The sequence below is a fragment of the Arenimonas caeni genome (genome assembly GCF_003024235.1).
GTDB lineage: Bacteria > Pseudomonadota > Gammaproteobacteria > Xanthomonadales > Xanthomonadaceae > Arenimonas > Arenimonas caeni.
Genome location: NZ_KZ679096.1, coordinates 60,740 through 82,537 on the forward strand (window position 1 = coordinate 60,740; position 21,798 = coordinate 82,537).

The following is a 21,798-nucleotide window of genomic DNA, read 5'->3' on the forward strand; positions in this document are numbered from 1 at the left end:
TTCTATTTTTGGATCCGGGCCTGTCAAGTGCCGGAACCCACCTCCGGCGCGGTTCTCCCGCCCCCGGCGGGCCGGTGGTTCAGTCGGCGGACAGGTTCAGGGCCAGATCTGCCGGGTCGGCACCGGGGGCATACGGAAGCAGGCCCAGGCAGGGGGCCGGCAGGGCCGCGCGCAGCAGGCCGAGGTAGGCGTCCGAATGCGGGCCCGGGGGCTCGACGGCATTGCCGATCCAGCCGGCGAGGCGGCAGCCGTCGGCGGTGATGGCCCGGGCCGTGAGCCGGGCGTGGTTGAGGCAGCCGAGCTTGAGCCCGACCACCAGCACCACCGGCAGGTCAATCGCACGCACCAGCTCGGACTGTTCCAGTCCGTCGGCCAGCGGCGCCAGCCACCCGCCCACGCCCTCGACCACGACCCTGCCACCGGCCATCCCGGCGAGCGCGGAATGCGCGGCCAGCAGCGTCGGCAGTTCGACCCGCACCCCCGCCAGCGCCGAGGCGATCTGCGGCGCGGTCGGCTCGGGCAGCGCGTAGGGATTGACCAGCAGGTAGTCGGGCCGCGGCGCGCTGGCCGCCTGCAGGGCCAGCGCGTCCTCGTTGCGCCAGCCCTGCGGCGTACGGACGCTGCCGCTGGCCACCGGCTTCATGCCGACCGCCGGCCCACCGTCGCGACGCAGCGCGTGCAGCAGCGCGACGGCGGCGAAGGACTTGCCCACGCCGGTGTCGGTGCCGGTGACGAAACAGCCGCGCTTCATGGCGCTTTCCCAACGGTGCATTGCATGGCGTCCTCCCGCGCGCGTCCGCGCGAGCCCATACAATAGCGTCCCACCCACGATCCTGGAGCGCCGATGTTCGCGCAGTCCGCCCTCACCGGCACCAAGGCCGAGCAGTACGCCCAGTTGCTCGAACAGGCCCGCGGCCTGATGCACGGCGAACGCGACCGCATCGCCAATGCCGCCAACCTCTCGGCCCTGGTCTACCACGCCCTGCCCGACCTGAACTGGGTGGGTTTCTACTTCTTCGACGGCACCGAGCTGGTGGTCGGCCCCTTCCAGGGCCATCCGGCCTGCGTGCGCATCGCGCTTGGCCGCGGCGTCTGCGGCACGGCCGCCGCCACCCGCGAGACGCAGCGCGTGCCCGACGTCGATGCGTTCCCGGGCCACATCCCCTGCGACTCGGCGTCGCGCTCGGAACTGGTGGTGCCGCTGTACGCCGGCGACGCGCTGCTGGGCGTGTTCGACCTCGACAGTCCCCTCCCCGATCGCTTCGACGCCGAGGACCAGGCTGGCCTCGAAGCCATCGCTGCTGCGTTCATACAGTCGCTGCAACCGGCCTGAACCCGCCGGGAGAGACAGGACGATGAGCGAGGGGAACAAGCTGCGCAACATAGGGCCCAAGTCGGCGGCCTGGCTGCGCCAGACCGGCATCCGCACCCACGAGGACCTCGTGGCGGTCGGCGCGCTGGCGGCGTTCGTGCGCGTCAAGCGCGCCGGCTTCAAGCCCAGCCTCAACCTGCTCTACGCGCTCGAAGGCGCGATCCTGGGCTGCCACTGGCAGGACGTGCCGGACGAGCGCCGCAACGAGCTGGTGGCCGCCGCCGGCGAGGAAGTGGCCAAGCTGCCGCTGCCCAAGGGCAAGCGCATGCCCGCCGCCGCGCCGGTGAAGACCGTGCACCTCGACGGCGACGACGAAGGCGCCATGGCCGAACCGGACTTCGGTTTCGACGACCCCTCGTCCTCGCGCGACGACTGAGGCCTCAGCGCACCACCGCGTACTCGCGCGCGTCCTCGCGCCACTTCGGCGTGGCGCGGATCGTCGGCAGCACCTGGTCGACGGCGTCCACCAGCTGCCACATGGCCGCGTGCTCCGGGTTCATGAAGCGCTCCTCGATCACCTGCTGCATGAAGCCCTGCAGCGGCGCGTAGAAATTGCGCACGTTGAGCAGGATGATCGGGTTGAAGTAGATGCCCAGGCGCTTGAGCGTGATCGCCTCGAACAACTCCTCGAGCGTGCCGCAGCCGCCCGGCAGCGCCACCACGGCGTCCGAGCCGGTGAGCAGCTTGTGCTTGCGCTCGCGCATGTCCTCGACCAGCTCGAGGTGGGTCAGGCCCGGGTGGCCCCATTCGAGGTCGGCCATGAACCTGGGCAGGATGCCGACTACCTCGCCGCCCTTCGACAACGCGCCGTCGGCCAGCGAGCCCATCAGGCCCTGGGAGCTGCCGCCGTAGACGATCGAGCAGCCCCCGGCCGCCAGCGATTCGCCCAGCGCGCGCGCGGCGGCGTGGAATTCGGGCGCCACTTTGGCGCTGGAGGCGGCGTAGACGCAGACGCGCATGGTTCGACCCGTGACCTGTGGGGGAGGCCATTGTGCCACCGGCGGGGCTATGGTCCGCGCACCATCCAACGGGATCCTGTATGCGCCTGGCCTGCCTGCTGTTCGCCGCCGCCCTGGCGACCCTCCCCATCTCCCCGGCCACGGGCGCGCAGGCGCCCGCCGCGCGCCGCATCGCCCTGAGCTTCGACGATGCGCCCCGCGCCGACGGCGCCTTCTTCACCGGGGCCGAGCGGACCCGCCGCCTGGTGGCCGGGCTCGACGCGGCGGGCGTGCAGGGGGCGCTGGTCTTCGCCACCACCTCCAACCTCGATGCTGCCCCCGACGGCGCCGCGCGCCTGCGCGCCTATGCCGACGCCGGCCACGCCATCGGCAACCATTCGCACGCGCATCCCTGGCTGCGCCGCTCCGAAGCAGACGCCTACCTGGCCGACGTGCGCGCCGCCAACGAGCGACTGTCGGCCCTGGGCTTCGCCCCGGCGTTCTTCCGCTATCCGTTCCTTGACGAAGGCAAGGATGCGGCGCAGCGCGACGCGGCGCGCGAGGGCCTGTCGGCGCTGGGCCTGCGCAATGGCTACGTGACGGTGGACAACTACGACTGGTACCTGGACGTGCTGGCCGCCGAGGCGCTGGCGGCCAACCCGGACTTCGACCGCGATGTCCTGCGCCGGCTCTACGTCGGGGTGCTGCTCGATGCCGTGCGCTTCTACGACGGAATCGGCCGCGAGACCCTGGGTCGCTCGCCGGCGCACGTGCTGCTGCTGCACGAAAACGACCTCGCCGCGCTGTTCATCACCGACCTGGTGGCCGCCCTGCGCGCCGACGGCTGGCAGGTCGTCCCGGCCGCGGAGGCCTACGAGGATCCGATCGCCGGTTCCGCGCCCGACACCCTGTTCAACGGCCAGGGCCGCGTCGCGGCGCTGGCCCGCGTCGCCGGCCGCGCGCCGCATGAGCTGGTGCACCCGCTCGAGGACGAGGCGGCGCTGCGCGAACTGTTCGTCGAACGCGGGCTGCTGCCGGCGCCTCAGCCCTGATCGGCGCCCGGATTGCGCGCCAGCCACTGCGCCAGCTGCTCGCGGTAGTGCTCCATCGCCTCGGCGTAGGTGTCGAGCACGCAGGGGTCGCAGCCTCCGTCGCAGCAGTCACCGGGCAGTGGTTTCTCGGGCGGCATCGGCCGCGGGTCGTGGGCGGGCGGCCCGGCGTTCACCGACCCGCCCTCATTCCACCGTGACCGACTTGGCCAGGTTGCGCGGCTGGTCGACGTCGGTGCCGCGCAACACGGCCACGTGGTAGCTCAGCAGCTGCAGCGGGATGGTGGAGATCACCGGCGCGGCGATTTCGCCGGCGGCCGGCATCACCACCACGCGGGCGGCGTCGAGGCCGTGGGCCACCGTCTCGTCGACGAAGGCGTAGAGCACGCCGCCGCGGGCGCGAACTTCCTCGAGGTTGGACTTGAGCTTGTCGATCAGGTGGTCGTTGGGCGCCACCGCGATCACCGGCATGTCCTCGTCCACCAGCGCCAGCGGGCCGTGCTTGAGCTCGCCGGCGGCGTAGGCCTCGGCGTGGATGTAGGAGATTTCCTTGAGCTTGAGCGCGCCTTCCATGGCCACCGGCCAGTGCGTGCCGCGACCCAGGAACAGCGCGTGCTGCTTGCCCACGAAGGCCTCGGCCAGTTCGCGGATCTCATCGTCGAGCTTGAGCACCTCGGCGATGTGGCCGGGCAGCTGCTCGAGCTGGCGCACGCCGTCGGCGTAACGCGCGTCGTCGAGGCCCTTGGCGCGGGCGAGCGCAAGTGAGAACAGCGCCAGCGCCACCAGCTGGGTGGTGAAGGCCTTGGTCGAAGCCACGCCGATCTCCGGGCCGGCGCGGGTCATGAGCACCAGCTCGGACTCGCGCACGATCGATGACTCGGGCACGTTGCACACCGCCATGCGCGCCAGGTACGGCCGCTCGCGCGCGAGCTTGAGCGCGGCCAGGGTGTCGGCGGTTTCGCCGGACTGGGAAATGGTGAGGAACAGCGTGCCTTCCTTCACCACCGGGTCGCGGTAGCGGTACTCGCTGGCGATCTCGGCCGTGCAGGGCACGCCGGCCAGCTGCTCGATCCAGTAACGCGCCACCAGGCCCGCGTGGTAGCTGGTGCCGCAGGCGATGATGTGCACGGCCTGGGTGTCGGCCAGCAGGTTCTCGGCGTCGACGCCGAGGATCTGGGTGAGCACCTTGCCGCCGGCGATGCGGCCCTCGAGCGTGTCGGCCACGGCCACCGGCTGCTCGTGGATTTCCTTGAGCATGTAGTGGGCGTACTCGCCGCGCTCGACCGCGTCCGCGCTGAAGTGCGATTCCTTCACCTCGCGCGCGGCCGGCTGGCCATCGGCACCGTAGACCGTGATGCCGGCGACGGTGACGTCGACGACGTCGCCCTCCTCGAGGTACATGAAGCGCTTGGTCAGCGGCAGCAGGGCGTGCACGTCGGAGGCCAGGTACTGCTCGCCCTCGCCCAGGCCGGCGATCAGCGGCGCGCCGTAGCGGGCGCCGACCACGCGGCCAGGCTCGCGCGCCGACACGGCGGCGATGGCATAGGCGCCGTGCAGGCGCCTGACGACGGACTGCACCGCGGCCAGCAGGTCCATGCCGCCGCGCTGGGCGCGCTCGAGCAGGTGCGCGACGACCTCGGTGTCGGTCTGCGAGCTGAACTCATAGCCGTCCGCCTGCAGCTCGGCCCGCAGGCTGGCGTGGTTTTCGATGATGCCGTTGTGCACAACGCTCACCTGGCCGGAGACGTGCGGGTGCGCGTTGTGCTCGCTCGGCACGCCGTGGGTGGCCCAGCGGGTGTGGGCGATGCCGCAGTTGCCGTCCAGGCCGGTCTCGGCCTGCAGGGCGACCAGGTCGCGCACCTTGCCCTTGGCGCGCAGGCGGGCGATGCCGTCGGCGCCCACCAGGGCCACGCCGGCCGAGTCGTAGCCGCGGTACTCAAGCGCGGCGAGCCCGGCGATCAGGTGCTGGACGATGGGCCGGTTGGCGCTGATGCCGACGATTCCACACATGGATGGTGCATTCCTCTGGGGGCTGACCCGGGAGTTTAAGTGAAGCTTGTGGCATTCCGCGGGCGAAGGATTCGCAAGGCCCGGCCCGGCGTCCGCGCCGCTGTCCGGGGCGAGGGTCCGCGGACGCCGCGGACAGATACAAACCCTATTTTTTTCAATGGCTTGGCCTTGGCACGGGGCTTGCAACACTCCAGGCAGACCTTCCCTGCCAGGACGCCCCATGATCCGCGACACCTCCGCCCAGGACCGAAGCCTCGATCCCGCCCAGGCGCCCCGCCCGCGCGGGCCGCTGTGGCTGGCAGGCGCCGCGGTGCTTGCGGTGGTGGTGCTGGGCTGGGTGCTCAGCGGCTGGGTCGGCAGCGCCCGCTCGGTGTCGGCCGAGCGCCTGCGCCTGGCCGAGGCCAGCCGCGGCCTGCTGGTGCGCGACGCCAGCGCCAACGGCCGCGTCGTGGCCGCCGTCAGCCCCACCCTGTACGCCCCGGCCGGCGGCACCGTGACGCTGCGGATCCTGGCCGGCGACACCGTCGAGGCCGGGCAGGTGCTGGCCGAGATCGATTCGCCCGAACTGCACAACGAACTGCAGCGCGAGCAGGCCACCCTGGCCCAGCTCGAAGCCGAGGTCGCGCGCCAGCGCATCCTGGCCCGCAAGGCCAGCCTGCTGGCGCAGCGCGAGGCCGACGACGCCGAGGTGACCCGCCTGGCCGCCACGCGCGACCTGCAGCGCGCCCAGCGCGGCTACGAGCTGGGTGCGATCCCGGAAGTCGAGTACCTGCGGGCGAAGGACGCCATGGCCAGCGCCGACATCCGCAGCAAGCACGCCGGCAGCGCCGCCGCGCTCGAGGCGCAGGACGTGGCCCTGGCGCTCAAGACCCAGGAGCAGCTGCTCGAGCGCCAGCGCCTGCTCACCGCCAACCTCGAGCGCCGCGTCGACGAACTCAACGTGCGTGCGCCGGTGGCCGGCATCATCGGCACGCTCAGCATCGCCGACCGCGCCGTGGTGGCCGCCAACTCGCCGCTGATGACCGTGGTGGACCTGAGCCGGCTCGAGGTCGAACTGGAAATGCCCGAGTCCTATGCCGAAGACCTGGGCCTGGGCATGGCCGCCGAGGTCCGCATCGGCGCCAACTCGCAGGCCGGCAAGATCTCGGCGATCTCGCCCGAGGTGGTGAACAACCAGGTACTGGTGCGCGTGCGCTTCGAGGGCGGGCAGCCTGCCGGCCTGCGCCAGAACCAGCGCGTCACCGCCCGCGTGCTGTTCGAGGAGAAGCCCGACGTGGTCAAGGTGGCCCGCGGCCCCTTCGTCGAGCAGCTCGGCGGACGCTTCGCCTACGTGGTCGAGGACGGCATCGCCGTGCGCCGGCCGATCCGCCTGGGCGCCACCAGCGTCGGCGAAGTGGAGATCCTCGAGGGCGTCGCCCCCGGCGAACGGCTGGTGATTTCCGGCACCGACACCTTCGGGGACGCCGAGCGCGTCGCCATCAACGACTGACCCCTCCCCCTTACCTCGACCAAGGACACCGCCATGCTGCGCATGAACAACCTGAGCAAGGTCTACCGCACCCACATGATCGAGACCCACGCCCTGCGCGGCTTCGACATCCACGTGAAGGAAGGCGAGTTCGTCGCCGTCACCGGCCCCTCCGGCTCGGGCAAGACCACCTTCCTCAACATCGCCGGCCTGCTCGAGGAGTTCACCGGCGGCGAGTACTGGCTCGACGGCGTGGACGTGCGCGGCCTGGACGACAACGCCCGCTCGCGGCTGCGCAACGAGAAGCTGGGCTTCATCTTCCAGGGCTTCAACCTGATCCCGGACCTGAACCTGTTCGACAACGTCGACGTGCCGTTGCGCTACCGCGGCTTCGGCGGCGCCGAACGCAAGCGCCGCATCGAGCAGGCGCTCACCCAGGTCGGCCTGGCCTCGCGCATGAAGCACTACCCGGCCGAGCTTTCGGGCGGCCAGCAGCAGCGCGTGGCCATCGCCCGCGCCCTGGCCGGTTCGCCCAAGCTGCTGCTGGCCGACGAGCCGACCGGCAACCTCGATTCGCAGATGGCCCGTGGCGTGATGGAGCTGCTCGAGGAGATCAACGCCGGCGGCACCACCATCCTGATGGTCACCCACGACCCGGAGCTGGCCGCGCGCGCCCACCGCAACGTGCACATCATCGACGGCCAGGTCAGCGACCTGACCCCGGAAACCGCGCGCAGCCTCGCCGCGGCCGCCGCCAGCGCCGCCACCGCCTGAAGGAGCCCGCCATGTTCCGTTACTACCTGGGCCTGGGCTTCCGCAGCCTGCGCCGCAACCCGGTCCTGACCGCCCTGATGGTGCTGACGCTTTCGGTCGGCGTGGCCGCATCCATGACCACCCTGACGATCCTGCGCGGCATGTCCGGCGACCCGATCCCGGGCAAATCCGACCTGCTGTTCGTACCGCTGCTCGACAACCGCCCGGTCGGCAACGGCCCCGGCACCGACCCGGAACCGCCCGAGCAGCTGACCCTGCGCGACGCGCTGGCGCTCTGGGAGGCCGGCGAAGGCGTGCGCCGCACGCCGCTGTACGGCGTCAGCCCGCCGATCGACTCGGGCCGCCCCGACCTGCCGCCCTTCTTCAGCGACGGCCTGGCGGTGGGCCGCGACTTCTTCACCATGTTCGAAGTGCCATTCCTGCACGGCCAGGCCTGGACCGAGGCCGACGACCAGCGCGGCGCCCAAGTGGCGGTGATCAGCCGTGGCCTGGCCGAGCGGATCTACGGCGAGGGCGTGAACCCGGTTGGCCAGGTGATCCGCGCGCGCGACGAGGAGTTCCAAGTGATCGGCGTGGTCGACGACTGGAACCCGGTGCCGAAGTTCTACCGCCTGGTCGGCAGCCGCAGTTTCGACACCAGCGAGGACATCTACATACCGGTGCGCGCGGCGATCGCCCGCGAGTTCCAGGTCAACGGCAACGTGAGCTGCAACTCCACGCCGCCGTCGCCCGGCTTCCGCGGCCTGGTCGAGGGCGAGTGCAACTGGGTCCAGTACTGGGTGGAGCTCGGGAGCGCCGGCGAGCGCGGCCGGCACGCCGACTACCTCGATGCCTACGTCGCCGAGCAGAAGGCGCTGGGCCGCTTCGAGGCACCGCTGAACAACCGGCTCTACGACGTGCGCGAGTGGCTGGACGTGCGCGAGGTGGTCAGCGACGACACCCGCACTTCGACCTGGCTGAGCTTCGGCTTCCTGCTGGTGTGCCTCGTCAACACGGTCGGCCTGCTGCTGGCCAAGTTCAGCGCCCGTCCCGGCGAGATCGGCGTGCGCCGTGCCCTCGGCGCCTCGCGCGGCGAGATCTTCCGCCAGTACCTGACCGAAGCGGCCGTGATCGGCCTGGTCGGTGCCGGCGTCGGCATCGCACTGACCTTCGGTGCGCTCGCCTTCATCCGTGGCTTCAACGACGGCCTGGCCCAGCTCACCCACCTCGACGCGCCGATGGCCACCGTGGCGGTACTGGTCTCGGTGGTGTCCGCCGTGGTCGCCGGCCTGCTGCCCACCTGGCGCGCCTGCCAGGTCGTGCCCGCCCTCCAGCTCAAGAGCCAATAAGGAACGCCGCCATGGAATTCCGCCCCATCCTTTCGGCCATGCTGCGCAACAAGACCGCCCCGCTGCTGATCGCCGCGCAGGTCGCGCTCACCCTGGCCATCGTCTGCAACGCGCTCTACATCATCCGCGACCGCCTGGCCACGGCATCGCGGCCCTCCGGCGCCGACGAGGCCAACGTCTCGGAGATCCGCTTCTACCCGCACCGCGCCATCAGCGACGTGCGCGGCATGCAGCTGCGCGACATCGAATCGATCCGCGCCGTGCCGGGCGTCGTTGCCGCGGCCTGGACCAACCAGGTGCCGCTGGGCCGTTCGGGCTGGAGCGTGGGCCCGGTGGTCGTCTCGCCCGACCAGCAGACCTCTCCGGTGACCAACGCGGGCCAGTACTTCACCCCCGAGTCGATCATCGACACCTTTGGCCTGACGCTGGTCGACGGCCGCGACTTCCAGCCCGGCGACTACATCGAGTCCGACCCGGCGCAGGACCGCAACCAGGCGTCCGTGGTCATCGTCACCCGCACCATGGCCGAGCGCCTGTGGCCGGGCGAGGCCTCGGTGCTGGGCAAGCCGGTCTACCTGGGCGGTCCGGACAATCCGCCGGTCGAGGTGATCGGCGTGGTCGACAGGCTGCAGACGCCCTGGGCCAACCTGGGCGAGGCGGCCGAGTACAGCCTGATCCTGCCGGTGCGCTACCTCGACCCCTTCACCCGCTATTCGGTGCGCACCGAGCCGGGCCGCCACGAGCAGGTAATGGCCGAGGTCGAGAAGGTGCTGCTGGCCAACAGCAGCGACCGCGTGCTGCTGGGCCGCCGCACCCTGGCCGAGGCGCGCGACCAGCGTTACGCCGGCGAACGCATGATGGCCGGCCTGCTGATCGCCGTCACCGTGTTCCTGCTGCTCATCACCGCATCGGGCATCGTCGGCATGGCCAGCCTGTGGGTGAACCAGCGCCGGAAACAGATCGGCGTGCGCCGCGCCATCGGCGCCCGCAGGGCCGACATCCTGCGCTATTTCCTGCTCGAGAACCTGATGATCACCACGGCCGGCATCGCCGCGGGCATCGCCCTGGCGGTGGGCCTGAACAACTTCCTGGTCTCCACCATGGATCTGCCGCGGCTGCCGGTCTTCTATCTGGGCGTGACCACGGTCGCCATGTGGGTGCTGGGCCTGCTGGCGGTGCTGGGGCCGGCCTGGCGCGCCGCCGCGGTGCCGCCGGCCATCGCCACCCGCACGGCCTGAGGGTAGGCTAGCCACATGCCCGCCGCCCAAGCCACCCTGCTGGTGATCGACGACAACCCGTCGGTGGTTGCCGCGCTGGAAGTGCTGTTCTCGCTGCACGACTACCGCACCCTGCGCGCGGAGTCGCCCGAGGCAGGGCTGGCGCTGCTGGCGCGTGAACCGGTGGACCTGGTGATCCAGGACATGAACTTCACCCGCGACACCACCTCGGGCGAGGAAGGCGAGGCGCTGTTCCGCGCCATCCGCGCCGCGCACCCGGACCTGCCGGTGATCCTGCTTACCGCCTGGACGCACCTCGAGGCGGCGGTGGACCTGGTCAAGGCCGGCGCCGCCGACTACCTGGCCAAGCCCTGGGACGACCGCAAGCTGCTGGCCACCGTGGCCAACCTGCTCGAGCTCGGCCAGGCCAACCGCGCCATGGCCGAGTGCGCGCGCCGCGACCAGCGCCAGCGCAGCCAGCTCGAGCGCGGCTTCGACCTGCGCGGGCTGGTCTGGGCGGACCCGGCGATGGAACGCGTGCTGTGCCTGGCCACCCAGGTGGCGCGCGCCGACGTGCCGGTGCTGGTGACCGGCCCGAACGGGTCCGGCAAGGAGAAGATCGCCGAGATCCTGCAGGCCAACTCTTCGGTGAAGGACGGGCCGTTCGTGACGCTCAACTGCGGCGCCCTGCCCTCCGAGCTGATCGAAGCCGAACTGTTCGGCGCCGAGGCCGGCGCCTACACCGGCGCCGGCAAGGCGCGCGAGGGCAAGTTCGAGGCCGCCGACGGCGGCACGCTGTTCCTCGACGAGATCGGCAACCTGCCGATGGAGGGCCAGGTGAAGCTGCTGCGCGTGCTCGAGACCGGGCGCTTCAGCCGCCTGGGTTCGAACCGCGAGATCCAGGTCAAGGTGCGCGTGGTCAGCGCCACCAATGCCGACCTGCCGGCGATGATCCGCGAAGGCCGCTTCCGCGAAGACCTCTACTACCGGCTCAACCTGATCGAGATCCGCATCCCGCCGCTGGCCGAGCGCCCGCGCGACATCCTGCCGCTGGCCCGGCATTTCCTCGCGCCCGGCAAGACGCTGTCGGAGGGCGCGGCCCAGGCGCTGCAGCGGCACGCCTGGCCGGGCCACGTGCGCGAGCTCAAGAACGTGATCCAGCGCGCCTGCCTGCTCGGCGCCGGCAGCGAGATCCAGGTCGGCGACCTGGGCCTGTCGGTGCCGTTACCCGCGCCGGTCGCGGCCGAGCCCGAGCTCGACCGTGCCAGCATCGAGCGTGCGCTGGCCAGCGCTGGCGGCGTGGTCGCGCAGGCGGCGTCGGAACTGGGGCTCAGCCGGCAGGCCCTGTACCGGCGGATGGAGCGGCTGGGCATCGCCCGGCCCTGACCCGCATGCGCATGCGCCGCTCGATCGCCGGCAGCCTGGCCCTGGCCAGCGCCGGCATCGCCGCGACGTCGGTGGCACTGGCACTGTGGCTGGCCCCGCTGCTGGGCAGCCGCTTCCTCGCGGCCTGCATCGGCATCGGCGTCGGCCTGCTGCTGTCGCTGTGGCTGATGCGGCGCCTGGTTCGGCCGGCCCTGTCCCTGTTCCGCGCCCTGGCAGGCACGGCCCTGAGCTATCGCGACGGCGACTTCAGCTTCGGCCTGCGCTGGCGCCACGACGACGAACTCGGCGACCTGGTGGCCGCGCACAACGAGCTCGGCGGCGTGCTGCGCGAGCAGCGCCTGGGCCTGGTGCAGCGCGAACTGCTGCTCGACACGATGGTGCAGAACACGCCGGTGGCGATGCTGCTGGTCGCCGAGGGCGGGCACGTGGTCTACGCCAACCTGGCGGCACGCCGGCTGCTCAACGACGGGCGTCGTATCGAGGGCCTGGCCATGGCCGCGCTGGTGGCGGCGGCGCCGGCCGCCCTGGCCGAGGCCATGGACCGCGGCGGCGACGGGCTGTTCTCGGTGGGCGAAGGCGACGAGGAAGAGGTGTACCACCTCGCCCGCCGCGGCTTCCGGCTCAACGGCCGTCCGCATGAGCTGGTGCTGCTGCGCCAGCTCACCACCGAGCTGCGGCGCCAGGAGGTGCAGACCTGGAAGAAGGTGATCCGGGTGATCAGCCACGAGCTCAACAACTCACTGGCGCCGGTGGCCTCGCTGGCGCATTCCGGCGCCGAACTCACCCGGCGCGGACAGCATGAGCGGCTCGGGGAGATCTTCGCGATGATCGAGGAACGGGCCCGCCACCTCGAGGGTTTCATCCGGGGCTACGCCCGTTTCGCCAAGCTGCCGGCGCCGCGGCTGGAGGCGACCAGCTGGAGGCCGCTGGTCGACCGCCTGCGCAGCCAGATCGAGTTCGGCATCGACGGCCCGCTGCCGGAAGAACCAATGCGCGTGGACGTGCCGCAGCTGGAGCAGGCGCTGCTGAACCTGCTCAAGAACGCGCACGAATCGGGAACGGAAACGGCCGGGGTGATGCTGCGCGTGCGCCGGACGCCGGGCGTGCTGCGCATCGACGTGCTCGACCGCGGCACCGGCATGAGCGAAGCGGTGCTGGCCAATGCGCTGGTGCCGTTCTATTCGACCAAGCGCAGCGGAACCGGCCTGGGCCTGGCGCTGGCGCGAGAGATCGCCGAGGCGCACGGCGGCCGCATCAGCCTGGCCAACCGCCAGGATGGCGGGCTGCAGGTGTCGCTCGTGCTGCCCGTCACCGAAGCCTGAACCTCCTGCCTTACTTCTTCGTCGGGCGCTGCCAGCCGTCGAGGGTGACCTGGCGCACGCGGGCGACGGTCAGCTTGTCGGCCGGCGCATGCCTGGTGATCACGCTGCCGGCGCCGATGGTGGCGCCCTCGCCGATCTCCACCGGCGCCACCAGCGAGCTGTTGGAGCCGATGAAGGCGCCGTCGCCGATGCGGGTGGTGGACTTGTTCACGCCGTCGTAGTTGCAGGTGATGGTGCCCGCGCCGATATTGACGCGGCTGCCGACCAGGGCATCGCCGATGTAGCTCAGGTGGTTGGCCTTGCTGCCCTCGCCCAGGCTCGACTTCTTGATCTCCACGAAGTTGCCGACGTGCACTCGCTCGCCCAGCTCGGTGCCGGGGCGCAGGCGCGCGAACGGGCCGAGCGTGCAACCGGCCGCGGCCACGACGCCCTCGAGGTCGCAGTGCGCCTGCACCACGGTACCGGCGCCCAGCTCGACGTCGCGCAGCCTGCAGAAGGGGCCGATGCGCACGCCGTCGCCGAGCACCACGCGGCCCTCGAGCACGACGTTGGCGTCGATCTCGACGTCGCTGCCGGCCTCGACGCTGCCGCGCAGGTCGAAGCGCGACGGGTCGGCCAGGCGCACGCCGGCGCGCATCAGCGCCTCGGCCGCACGCAGCTGGAAGGCGCGCTCGAGCCGGGCCAGCTGCACCGGATCGTTGGCGCCCTCGGCCTCGCCCGGGACGCGGCAGGACGTGTGCGCCGCGGCGCGGCCGTCGGCGCGGGCCATGGCGAAGATGTCGGTGAGGTAGTACTCGCCCTGGGCGTTGTCGTTGCCCAGCTGGCCCAGCCAGCGGCGCAGGTCCGCGGCCGGGGCGGCGATGACGCCGGTGTTCACCAGGCGCACCTTGCGCTGGGTTTCGTCGGCGTCCTTGTGTTCGACGATGGCCTGCACGTCGCCGTTGCCGTCGAGCAGCACGCGGCCGTAGCCGGTGGGGTCGGCGAGCTGCTCGGTGAGCACGGCGGCGCGCTCGCGCCCGGCCTCCAGCAGCCCGCGCAGGGTGTCGGCGGTGATCAGCGGCACGTCGGCATAGAGCACGAGCACGCGGGCGTTCTCCGGCACGCCGGGCATGGCCTGCTGCACCGCGTGGCCGGTGCCGAGCTGGCGGGCCTGCTCGGCCCAGCGCAGGTCGGCCTCGCCGTCGAAGGCGGCGCGCACCTGCTCGCCAGCATGGCCGTAGACGATGTGGATCCCGGCGGCGCCGAGCTCGCGCGCGGTGGCGATGACGTGGCCGAGCATGGGCCGGCCGGCGATGCGCTGGAGCACCTTGGGGGTGCGCGATTTCATGCGCTTGCCCTCGCCGGCGGCGAGGATGATCACGTGCAGTGCCTGGCTCATCGATTTCCTCCGTGGCGGCTAGTATCGGCCCGCGCCGCCGAGTCCGCCAGCCGGGTTTTTCGCCGGCGGAAACGAAAACGCCGGCACGTGGCCGGCGTTCTCGGATCGGTCGGCGCGGGCGCCGTCCTCAGTGCTTGAGGTTCTTGCGCAGGCGCTCGAGGGCCTGCAGCTGGGCCAGGGCCTCGGCCAGCCTGGCCTGCGCCTCGGCGATCTCCATGGCCTCGCCGCGGTTGGCCAGGATGCGCTCGGCCTCGGCCTTGGCTTCCTTGGCGCGGGCCTCGTCGAGGTCGGCGGCGCGGATGGCGGTGTCGGTGAGCACCGTCACCACCTGCGGCTGCACCTCGAGGATGCCGCCGGAGACGTAGAAGAACTGCTCTTCGCCGTTGGCGAGGATCACGCGCACCTGGCCCGGCTTGAGCCGGGTGATGAGCGGGGCGTGCTTGGGCGCGATGCCCAGCTCGCCCAGCTCGCCGGTGGCGACGACCATCTGCACGTCGCCGCGGAAGATTTCTTCCTCGGCGCTGACGATGTCGCAACGGATCGTGGATGCCATGTCGGTTTCCTAAAGGCTGCGGATTAAGCCGCGACGCCCATCTTCTTGGCCTTCTCGAAGGCTTCGTCGATGCCGCCGACCATGTAGAACGCCTGCTCCGGCAGGTGGTCGCACTCGCCGTCGACGATCATGCGGAAGCCGCGGATGGTCTCCTTGAGCGTGACGTACTTGCCCGGCGAGCCGGTGAACACCTCGGCGACGTGGAACGGCTGCGAGAAGAAGCGCTCGGCCTTGCGGGCGCGCGCCACGACCTGCTTGTCCTCTTCGCTCAGCTCGTCCATGCCCAGGATGGCGATGATGTCCTTGAGCTCCTTGTACTTCTGGAGCGTGGCCTGGACCTTGCGCGCGGTGTCGTAGTGCTCGTTGCCGATCACGTTCGGGTCGAGCTGGCGCGAGGTGGAGTCGAGCGGGTCGACCGCCGGGTAGATACCCAGCGAGGCGATGTTGCGCGACAGCACGACGGTGGCGTCGAGGTGGGCGAAGGTGGTGGCCGGCGACGGGTCGGTCAGGTCGTCCGCGGGCACGTACACGGCCTGGATCGAGGTGATCGAACCGGTCTTGGTGGAGGTGATGCGCTCCTGCAGGACGCCCATTTCCTCGGCGAGGGTCGGCTGGTAACCCACGGCCGACGGCATGCGGCCCAGCAGCGCCGACACTTCGGTACCGGCCAGGGTGTAGCGGTAGATGTTGTCGACGAAGAACAGGATGTCGCGGCCCTTGCCGGTGGCCGGGTCGATGTCGTCACGGAAGTACTCGGCCATGGTCAGGCCGGTGAGCGCGACGCGCAGGCGGTTGCCCGGCGGCTCGTTCATCTGGCCGTACACCATCGCCACCTTGTCGAGGACGTTGGAGTCCTTCATCTCGTGGTAGAAGTCGTTGCCCTCGCGGGTACGCTCGCCCACGCCGGCGAACACCGACAGGCCCGAGTGCTGCTTGGCGATGTTGTTGATGAGCTCCATCATGTTGACGGTCTTGCCGACGCCGGCGCCGCCGAACAGGCCGACCTTGCCGCCCTTGGCGAACGGGCACATCAGGTCGATGACCTTGATGCCGGTCTCGAGCAGCTCGTTGGCCGAGGACTGGTCCTCGTAGGACGGGGCGGCGCGGTGGATTTCCCACTGGTCCTTGGTGGCGACCGGGCCGGCCTCGTCGATCGGGCGACCGAGCACGTCCATGATGCGGCCCAGGGTCTCCTTGCCGACCGGCACGGAGATGGCCTTGCCGGTGTTGATGGCGACCAGGTTGCGCTTGAGGCCGTCGGTCGAGCCGAGCGCGATGGTGCGCACGACGCCGTCGCCCAGCTGCTGCTGCACCTCGAGGGTGATCTCGGTGCCTTCGACCTTCAGCGCGTCGTACACCTTCGGCACGTCGGCGCGCGGGAACTCGACGTCGACGACGGCGCCGATGATCTGAACAACCTTGCCCTGGCTCATTGCTGTTTCCTCGGTTCTGATGCTTGGTGGTTGCGTCGCGTCAAACAGCCGCGGCGCCGCCTACGATTTCGGAGATTTCCTGGGTGATCGCCGCCTGGCGCGCCTTGTTGTAGATCAGGTTCAGCGTGCCGATCAGCTTGGTCGCGTTGTCGGAGGCCGCCTTCATGGCCACCATGCGCGCCGCATGCTCGGAGGCGAGGTTCTCGAGCACGGCCTGGTAGACCAGCGACTCGACGTAGCGGGTCATGACCTGGTCGAGCACGGTGGCCGCGTCGGGTTCGTACAGATAGTCCCAGTCGTGCTTGCTCTCGAGCTTCTCGGGAGTCGGCAGCGGCAGGAGCTGGTCCTGCGTGAAGCGCTGGACCATGGTGTTGACGAAGTCGTTGTAGCAGAGGAAGACGCGGTCGAGGCTGCCGTCGGCGTAGCCGTCGAGCATGACCTTGATGACGCCGACCAGCTGGCTCAGCTCGGGCTTCTCGCCCAGGTGGGTGACCGAGCCGACCATGTTCACCTTCAGGCGGCGGAAGAACACCGACGCCTTCTGGCCGATGCACACCACGTCGACCTCGGCGCCCTTCTCCTGCCAGCCGCGCATGTCGGCCAGGATGCGGCGGAACATCTGCGAGTTCAGGCCGCCGCAGAGGCCGCGGTCGGTGGAGACGATGACGTAGCCCACGCGCTTGACCTGCTCGCGCTTGGCCATGAACGGGTGCACGTACTCGGTGTTGGCCTGGGCGATGTGGCCGATGACCTGGCGCATCAGGCGCGCGTAGGGACGCGACGCCTTCATGCGGTCCTGGGCCTTGCGGATCTTCGACGCCGAGACCATCTCGAGCGCGCGCGTCACCTTGCGGGTGTTCTGCACGCTCTTGATCTTGGTCTTGATTTCCCTGCCGCCTGCCATGTTTCTTCCTTAGCTTCCTGTTGGAGGGCCTTCAGGCCCGATCACTCGCGGGGCCGGGCCCGGGGGCCCGCCCACAAGGATCACCAGCTGCCGGTCGCCTTGAACTCGGTGATCAGCTGCTTGAACACCGCCTCGATGTCCTTGTCCCAGGCGCCGGTCTCGACGATCTTCTTCTCCAGCTCGCCCTGGGTGTTGGCCATGTGGGCGTGCAGGCCGGACTCGAAGGCCAGGACCTTGTTCAGCGGCACGTCGTCGAGGTAGCCCTCGTTGACGGCGTAGATCGACAGCGCCATCTGGGCGATCGACATCGGCGCGTACTGCTTCTGCTTCATCAGCTCGGTGACGCGCTGGCCGCGCTCGAGCTGCTTGCGGGTGGCTTCGTCGAGGTCCGAGGCGAACTGCGCGAAGGCCGCCAGCTCGCGGTACTGCGCCAGCGAGATGCGGATGCCGCCCGAGAGCTTCTTCATGATGTTGGTCTGCGCGGCACCGCCGACGCGGGACACCGAGATACCGGCGTTCACGGCCGGGCGGATGCCGGCGTTGAACAGGTCGGTCTCGAGGAAGATCTGGCCGTCGGTGATCGAGATCACGTTGGTCGGCACGAACGCGGACACGTCGCCGGCCTGGGTCTCGATGATCGGCAGCGCGGTCAGCGAGCCGGTCTGGCCCTTCACTTCGCCGTTGGTGAACTTCTCGACGTATTCGGCCGACACGCGGGCCGCACGCTCGAGCAGGCGCGAGTGCAGGTAGAACACGTCACCCGGGTAGGCTTCGCGGCCCGGCGGGCGGCGCAGCAGCAGGGAGATCTGGCGGTAGGCGACGGCCTGCTTGGACAGGTCGTCGTACACGATCAGGGCGTCCTGGCCGCGGTCCATGAAGTACTCGCCCATGGCGCAGCCGGCGTACGGGGCGATGTACTGCATCGCCGCCGACTCGGAGGCCGAAGCCGCCACGACGGTGGTGTAGGCCATGGCGCCGTTTTCCTCGAGCTTGCGCACGATGTTGGCGATGGTGGAGTTCTTCTGGCCGATGGCGACGTAGACGCACTTAATGCCAGAGCCCTTCTGGTTGATGATCGCGTCGATCGCCAGGGCGGTCTTGCCGGTCTGGCGGTCGCCGATCACCAGCTCGCGCTGGCCGCGGCCGATCGGGATCATGCTGTCGACCGACTTGTAGCCGGTCTGCACCGGCTGGGCCACCGACTGGCGCCAGATGACGCCCGGGGCCACGCGCTCGACCGGCGAGGTCAGCTTGGCGTTGAGGGCGCCCTTGCCGTCGATCGGCTCGCCCAGGGCGTTGACGACGCGGCCCAGCAGTTCCGGGCCGACCGGCACTTCGAGGATGCGGCCGGTGGTCTTGGCGGCGTCGCCTTCGCGCAGGTGCTCGTAGTCACCCAGCACCACGGCGCCGACCGAGTCGCGCTCGAGGTTCAGCGCCAGTGCGTAGGTGGCGTTGGGCAGCTCGATCATCTCGCCCTGCATCACGTCGGCCAGGCCGTGGATGCGCACGATGCCGTCGGACACGGAGGTGACGGTGCCTTCGTTGCGGGCCTCGGCCGACAGGGCGACCGATTCGATGCGGGCCTTGATCAGTTCACTGATTTCGGACGGGTTGAGCGTCTGCATGGGTATGTCCCTGGGTCGTCCGGCCGGGGCCGGCGCTTGGTTCAAAGGAAAAACGGATTCAGTTCGCCAGCGCCGCGCCGAGGCGCGCCAGCTTGGTGCGGAGCGATCCATCGATGACCAGGTCGCCGGCGTCGATGACCGCGCCGCCGATCAGGGCCGGGTCGACCTCGGTGGCCAGCTCGACCTCGCGGCCGAAGCGACGCTTGAGCGAAGCCTTGATGCGCTCGACCGCGTCGGCCTCCATGGGCACCGCCGAAGTCACCTTGGCCTTGACCACGCGCTCGGCTTCGGCGCGGAGCTGGTCGTACAGGCCGGCGATTTCCGGCAGCAGCGCCAGCCGGCCGTTGTCGGCCAGCAGCGCCAGGAAGCGCTGGAACTCCGGGTTGATGTCGCCCGGCGGCTGCACCAGGGCGGCCAGCGTGGCCGACTCCACCTTCGGGTGGCCGAACAGCACCTGGACGTCCGGGCGGGCGGCGACCTGCGCGGCGAAGCCGAGCAGGGCCGACCAGTTGGGCAGCGTGCCGCGCGCCTGCGCCAGCTGGAAGGCGGCGCGGGCGTACGGGCGGGCGAGGGTGATGGCTTGGCTCATGGCGGGCCTGCGTCAGATGTCGGAAGCGAGCTCGTCGAGCAGCGCCTTGTGGGCGTTGCCGTCGATCTCCTTGCGGATCAGGCGCTCGGCGCCGGCCACGGCGAGGGCGGCGACCTGGCGGCGCAGCTCTTCCTTGGCGCGGGTGGCGGCGGCGTCGATCTCGGCGTCGGCCTGCAGGCGGATGCGCTTGGCTTCCACCACGGCTTCGTCCTTGGCCTGGTCGATGATCTGGGCGCGGCGGGCCTCGGCCTGGGCGATGATCTCGTTGGCCTTGGCGCGGGCTTCGCGCAGGACCTCGTTGACCTTCTCCTCGGCCTGGGCGAGGTCACGCTTCGAGCGATCGGCGGCGGCGAGGCCTTCGGCGATCTTCTTCTGGCGTTCCTCGATGGCGGCCAGCAGCGGCGGCCAGATCTTGGTCGCGATGATCCAGATCAGGGCCGCGAAGGCCAGGGCCTGCGCGAGCAAAGTGGCATTGATGTTCATGACGGCGCTCTATCCGGTGGCTTGCGCGGCCCCCGAAGGGGCCGATGCGATCCAACCCGGCTGGCAGGGGCCAGCCGGGCCTTGGTGGGCGATCAGCCCAGGCGCGACACGAACTCGCCGACCAGCGGGTTCGCGAAGGCGAACATCAGGCCGACGGCGACGGTGATGATGAACGCGGCGTCGATCAGGCCGGCGGTGATGAACATGCGGACCTGCAGCACCGGGATCAGCTCCGGCTGGCGGGCGGCGGACTCGAGGAACTTGCCGGCCATGATGGCCAGGCCCAGGCCGGCGCCGAGGGCGGCGAGACCGATCATGATGCCGATGGCCAGGATGGTCGAGGCCTGAACCTGGGCGAGAAGGGCGAGAGCTTCCATGGTGATTCTCCGAGCGGATTTACTGGTGGAAAGAAAGGAAAGGGTGGAGCGGTTTAGTGGTGCTCTTCCATGAGGCTCAGGTACACGATCGAGAGCATCATGAAGATGAAGGCCTGCAGCGGGATCACGAGCAGGTGGAACAGCATCCAGCCGAGGCCGAACACGCCTGCCGCGATGGCGCCGGCGATACCCACGCCGCCGAGCACCCAGATCAGGAGGAACACGATCTCGCCGCCGTACATGTTGCCGAACAGTCGCATGGCCAGAGAAACCGGCTTGCTGACCAGCTCGACGATGTTGAGCAGGATGTTGGCCGGGAACATCCACGGACCAAACGGCGCGGTGAAGAACTCATGGACGAAGCCGCCCAGGCCCTTGGCACGCAGCGCGAAGAAGATCATCAGGAAGAACACGCTGATCGACATGCCGAGCGTGGCATTGACGTCGGCGGTCGGCACCGGCTTCCAGTAGTCCACGCCCACCGCGGCCAGCGGGATGGCGAAGAAGTCGGCCGGGATCATCTTGATGAGGTTCATCATCAGGATCCAGAAGAACAGCGTGATGGCGATCGGGGTCACCAGCTTGCTGCGGCCCGGGTAGGCGTCGCGCGCCTGCTGGTCGACGAACTCGAGCACGATCTCGACGAAGGCCTGCCACTTGCCCGGCACGCCGGAGGTGGCCCGGCGCGTGGCGAGCCAGAAGCCGAGCACCATCACCAGGCCCATCAGCACAGCCATGATCAGCGTGTCGGCGTGCAGCTGCCAGAACGTGCTGCTGTCATCGACCGTGATGGTGAGGTTCTTGAGGTGGTGCTGGATGTAGCTCGTCGGGGTGAGTTCGGCTTCGCTGGCCATCGTGTCCAACCTAGGAATTGTTCAACTTGCCCTGGCCGCCGCCACCATGGAGGCGACAACCGCCGCCGCCAGGCCCGCGATCAGCGGGAGCACCGGCAGCTTCAAGATGCCTATCGCGAGCACGAACACGGCCGCGACCAGCACCCACTTGCCAACCATCCCCAGCAACAGCCGCCCGAGGGCGCCGGTTGCCGAATGGACCCCGCCACCGACCAGGGCCCTCGCAAGCAGCAGCGAGCCCAGGACGATCGCAACCGCACCGAGGGCAGCCGCGGCGGCCGCCTTGGGTCCGGACATCAGCCCGGCGGCGCCAGCCACGACCATCCCCGTAACCATTTGCGCCAGCGCGGTTTTTCGCGCCAGCCGGGGTCCGGCAACAGGGATTCGGGACACGGGTGGATCCTTAAAGCCCGGACTACAGCCCCCGAGCAGGGGCCAAAATTATACGTGGGCGCGCGGGTGCTTCTCAAGGGCTAAAAGCGGGAATTCCGCCTGTTCCGGCGGGAGTCTACCGGCTTCGGGCGGCCCGGCCTGGAATCGTGGTCCGCCGGCCCGAGGCCGCCTGATGTCGGGGCTGATGCGGAGGCCCCTAAACCGGACGGAACCAGCCGCGCCTGTGGTGCCCTGCGCCAGACTACCCGGGTCCGGACCCCGGACCGGGGCCGCCTCCGGGCGGCCTTTTCTTGCCCTTACGCCAAGCCCGGGGCAGTGTCGGCCAGGTGCACTACCGATAAGGCG

General features: G+C 70.2%; 23 protein-coding genes. 9 read left to right on the forward strand and 14 right to left on the reverse strand.

The features are described from left to right. Positions 1-79 precede the first annotated feature (79 nt). Positions 80-751: a dethiobiotin synthase gene (gene bioD / locus C6N40_RS11420; RefSeq protein WP_106991161.1), complete on the reverse strand. Its 672-nt coding sequence runs from the start codon at positions 749-751 to the stop codon at positions 80-82. Positions 752-844: 93 nt separating this feature from the next. Here bioD and C6N40_RS11425 point away from each other — a divergent pair, with 93 nt between their 5' ends. Further along, the gene (locus tag C6N40_RS11425; protein WP_106991162.1) at positions 845-1,333 is read left to right on the forward strand and encodes a GAF domain-containing protein; all 489 of its coding nucleotides are present in this window, start codon (positions 845-847) and stop codon (positions 1,331-1,333) included. Between the two features lie 22 nt (positions 1,334-1,355). Then, on the forward strand, positions 1,356-1,748 hold the full coding sequence (locus C6N40_RS11430; protein WP_106991163.1) for a TfoX/Sxy family protein: 393 nt from the start codon (positions 1,356-1,358) through the stop codon (positions 1,746-1,748). Positions 1,749-1,752: 4 nt separating this feature from the next. Here C6N40_RS11430 and C6N40_RS11435 read toward each other — a convergent pair whose 3' ends face one another. After that, entirely contained in the window at positions 1,753-2,331 is a 579-nt protein-coding gene (locus tag C6N40_RS11435; protein WP_106991164.1) for an LOG family protein, read from the reverse strand. 80 nt (positions 2,332-2,411) lie between these two features. Between C6N40_RS11435 and C6N40_RS11440 the strand changes: the two genes are divergently transcribed. After that, a complete protein-coding gene (locus C6N40_RS11440) occupies positions 2,412-3,362 on the forward strand; it encodes a polysaccharide deacetylase family protein (RefSeq protein ID WP_106991165.1) in 951 nt (316 codons plus the stop codon). Here the strand turns inward: C6N40_RS11440 and C6N40_RS11445 are convergent. Further along, positions 3,353-3,535 (reverse strand): oxidoreductase-like domain-containing protein, encoded by a 183-nt coding sequence (locus tag C6N40_RS11445; RefSeq protein ID WP_425477710.1) that lies wholly within the window; start codon positions 3,533-3,535, stop codon positions 3,353-3,355. The genes C6N40_RS11440 and C6N40_RS11445 overlap by 10 nt on opposite strands. Positions 3,536-3,545: 10 nt before the next feature. Next, positions 3,546-5,369: a glutamine--fructose-6-phosphate transaminase (isomerizing) gene (gene glmS / locus C6N40_RS11450; RefSeq protein WP_106991166.1), complete on the reverse strand. Its 1,824-nt coding sequence runs from the start codon at positions 5,367-5,369 to the stop codon at positions 3,546-3,548. Positions 5,370-5,589: 220 nt separating this feature from the next. Between glmS and C6N40_RS11455 the strand changes: the two genes are divergently transcribed. From C6N40_RS11455 to C6N40_RS11480, 6 genes are read left to right on the forward strand one after another with little or no spacing between them, the layout of a single operon-like run. Then, complete coding sequence (locus tag C6N40_RS11455) at positions 5,590-6,858, forward strand: efflux RND transporter periplasmic adaptor subunit (protein WP_106991167.1); 1,269 nt, start codon at positions 5,590-5,592, stop codon at positions 6,856-6,858. Between the two features lie 33 nt (positions 6,859-6,891). After that, positions 6,892-7,611 (forward strand): ABC transporter ATP-binding protein, encoded by a 720-nt coding sequence (locus C6N40_RS11460; protein ID WP_106991168.1) that lies wholly within the window; start codon positions 6,892-6,894, stop codon positions 7,609-7,611. Between the two features lie 11 nt (positions 7,612-7,622). Further along, positions 7,623-8,939: an ABC transporter permease gene (locus tag C6N40_RS11465; RefSeq protein ID WP_106991169.1), complete on the forward strand. Its 1,317-nt coding sequence runs from the start codon at positions 7,623-7,625 to the stop codon at positions 8,937-8,939. 11 nt (positions 8,940-8,950) lie between these two features. Then, the gene (locus C6N40_RS11470) at positions 8,951-10,177 is read left to right on the forward strand and encodes an ABC transporter permease (RefSeq protein ID WP_106991170.1); all 1,227 of its coding nucleotides are present in this window, start codon (positions 8,951-8,953) and stop codon (positions 10,175-10,177) included. Between the two features lie 15 nt (positions 10,178-10,192). Beyond that, complete coding sequence (locus C6N40_RS11475; RefSeq protein ID WP_106991171.1) at positions 10,193-11,542, forward strand: sigma-54-dependent transcriptional regulator; 1,350 nt, start codon at positions 10,193-10,195, stop codon at positions 11,540-11,542. 5 nt (positions 11,543-11,547) lie between these two features. Then, positions 11,548-12,864: a sensor histidine kinase gene (locus tag C6N40_RS11480; RefSeq protein WP_338024603.1), complete on the forward strand. Its 1,317-nt coding sequence runs from the start codon at positions 11,548-11,550 to the stop codon at positions 12,862-12,864. 10 nt (positions 12,865-12,874) lie between these two features. Here C6N40_RS11480 and glmU read toward each other — a convergent pair whose 3' ends face one another. The 10 genes from glmU to C6N40_RS11530 form a co-directional block, all read right to left on the reverse strand. Beyond that, entirely contained in the window at positions 12,875-14,242 is a 1,368-nt protein-coding gene (gene glmU, locus C6N40_RS11485; protein ID WP_106991172.1) for a bifunctional UDP-N-acetylglucosamine diphosphorylase/glucosamine-1-phosphate N-acetyltransferase GlmU, read from the reverse strand. A gap of 127 nt (positions 14,243-14,369) precedes the next feature. Beyond that, a complete protein-coding gene (locus C6N40_RS11490; protein WP_106991173.1) occupies positions 14,370-14,795 on the reverse strand; it encodes a F0F1 ATP synthase subunit epsilon in 426 nt (141 codons plus the stop codon). A gap of 23 nt (positions 14,796-14,818) precedes the next feature. Further along, positions 14,819-16,228: a F0F1 ATP synthase subunit beta gene (atpD, locus tag C6N40_RS11495; RefSeq protein WP_106991174.1), complete on the reverse strand. Its 1,410-nt coding sequence runs from the start codon at positions 16,226-16,228 to the stop codon at positions 14,819-14,821. A gap of 40 nt (positions 16,229-16,268) precedes the next feature. Next, entirely contained in the window at positions 16,269-17,132 is an 864-nt protein-coding gene (atpG, locus tag C6N40_RS11500; protein ID WP_106991175.1) for a F0F1 ATP synthase subunit gamma, read from the reverse strand. Positions 17,133-17,212: 80 nt separating this feature from the next. Then, a complete protein-coding gene (gene atpA / locus C6N40_RS11505) occupies positions 17,213-18,757 on the reverse strand; it encodes a F0F1 ATP synthase subunit alpha (RefSeq protein WP_106991176.1) in 1,545 nt (514 codons plus the stop codon). Positions 18,758-18,815: 58 nt separating this feature from the next. Continuing rightward, entirely contained in the window at positions 18,816-19,346 is a 531-nt protein-coding gene (locus C6N40_RS11510) for a F0F1 ATP synthase subunit delta (protein ID WP_106991177.1), read from the reverse strand. 12 nt (positions 19,347-19,358) lie between these two features. Next, positions 19,359-19,829, reverse strand: coding sequence for a F0F1 ATP synthase subunit B (locus C6N40_RS11515; protein WP_106991178.1), 471 nt, complete (start codon positions 19,827-19,829; stop codon positions 19,359-19,361). Positions 19,830-19,921: 92 nt separating this feature from the next. Further along, positions 19,922-20,206: a F0F1 ATP synthase subunit C gene (gene atpE, locus C6N40_RS11520; RefSeq protein ID WP_106991179.1), complete on the reverse strand. Its 285-nt coding sequence runs from the start codon at positions 20,204-20,206 to the stop codon at positions 19,922-19,924. 53 nt (positions 20,207-20,259) lie between these two features. After that, positions 20,260-21,060, reverse strand: coding sequence for a F0F1 ATP synthase subunit A (atpB, locus tag C6N40_RS11525; protein ID WP_106991185.1), 801 nt, complete (start codon positions 21,058-21,060; stop codon positions 20,260-20,262). Between the two features lie 21 nt (positions 21,061-21,081). Then, entirely contained in the window at positions 21,082-21,453 is a 372-nt protein-coding gene (locus C6N40_RS11530) for an ATP synthase subunit I (RefSeq protein WP_162782203.1), read from the reverse strand. Between the last annotated feature and the right edge of the window lie 345 nt (positions 21,454-21,798).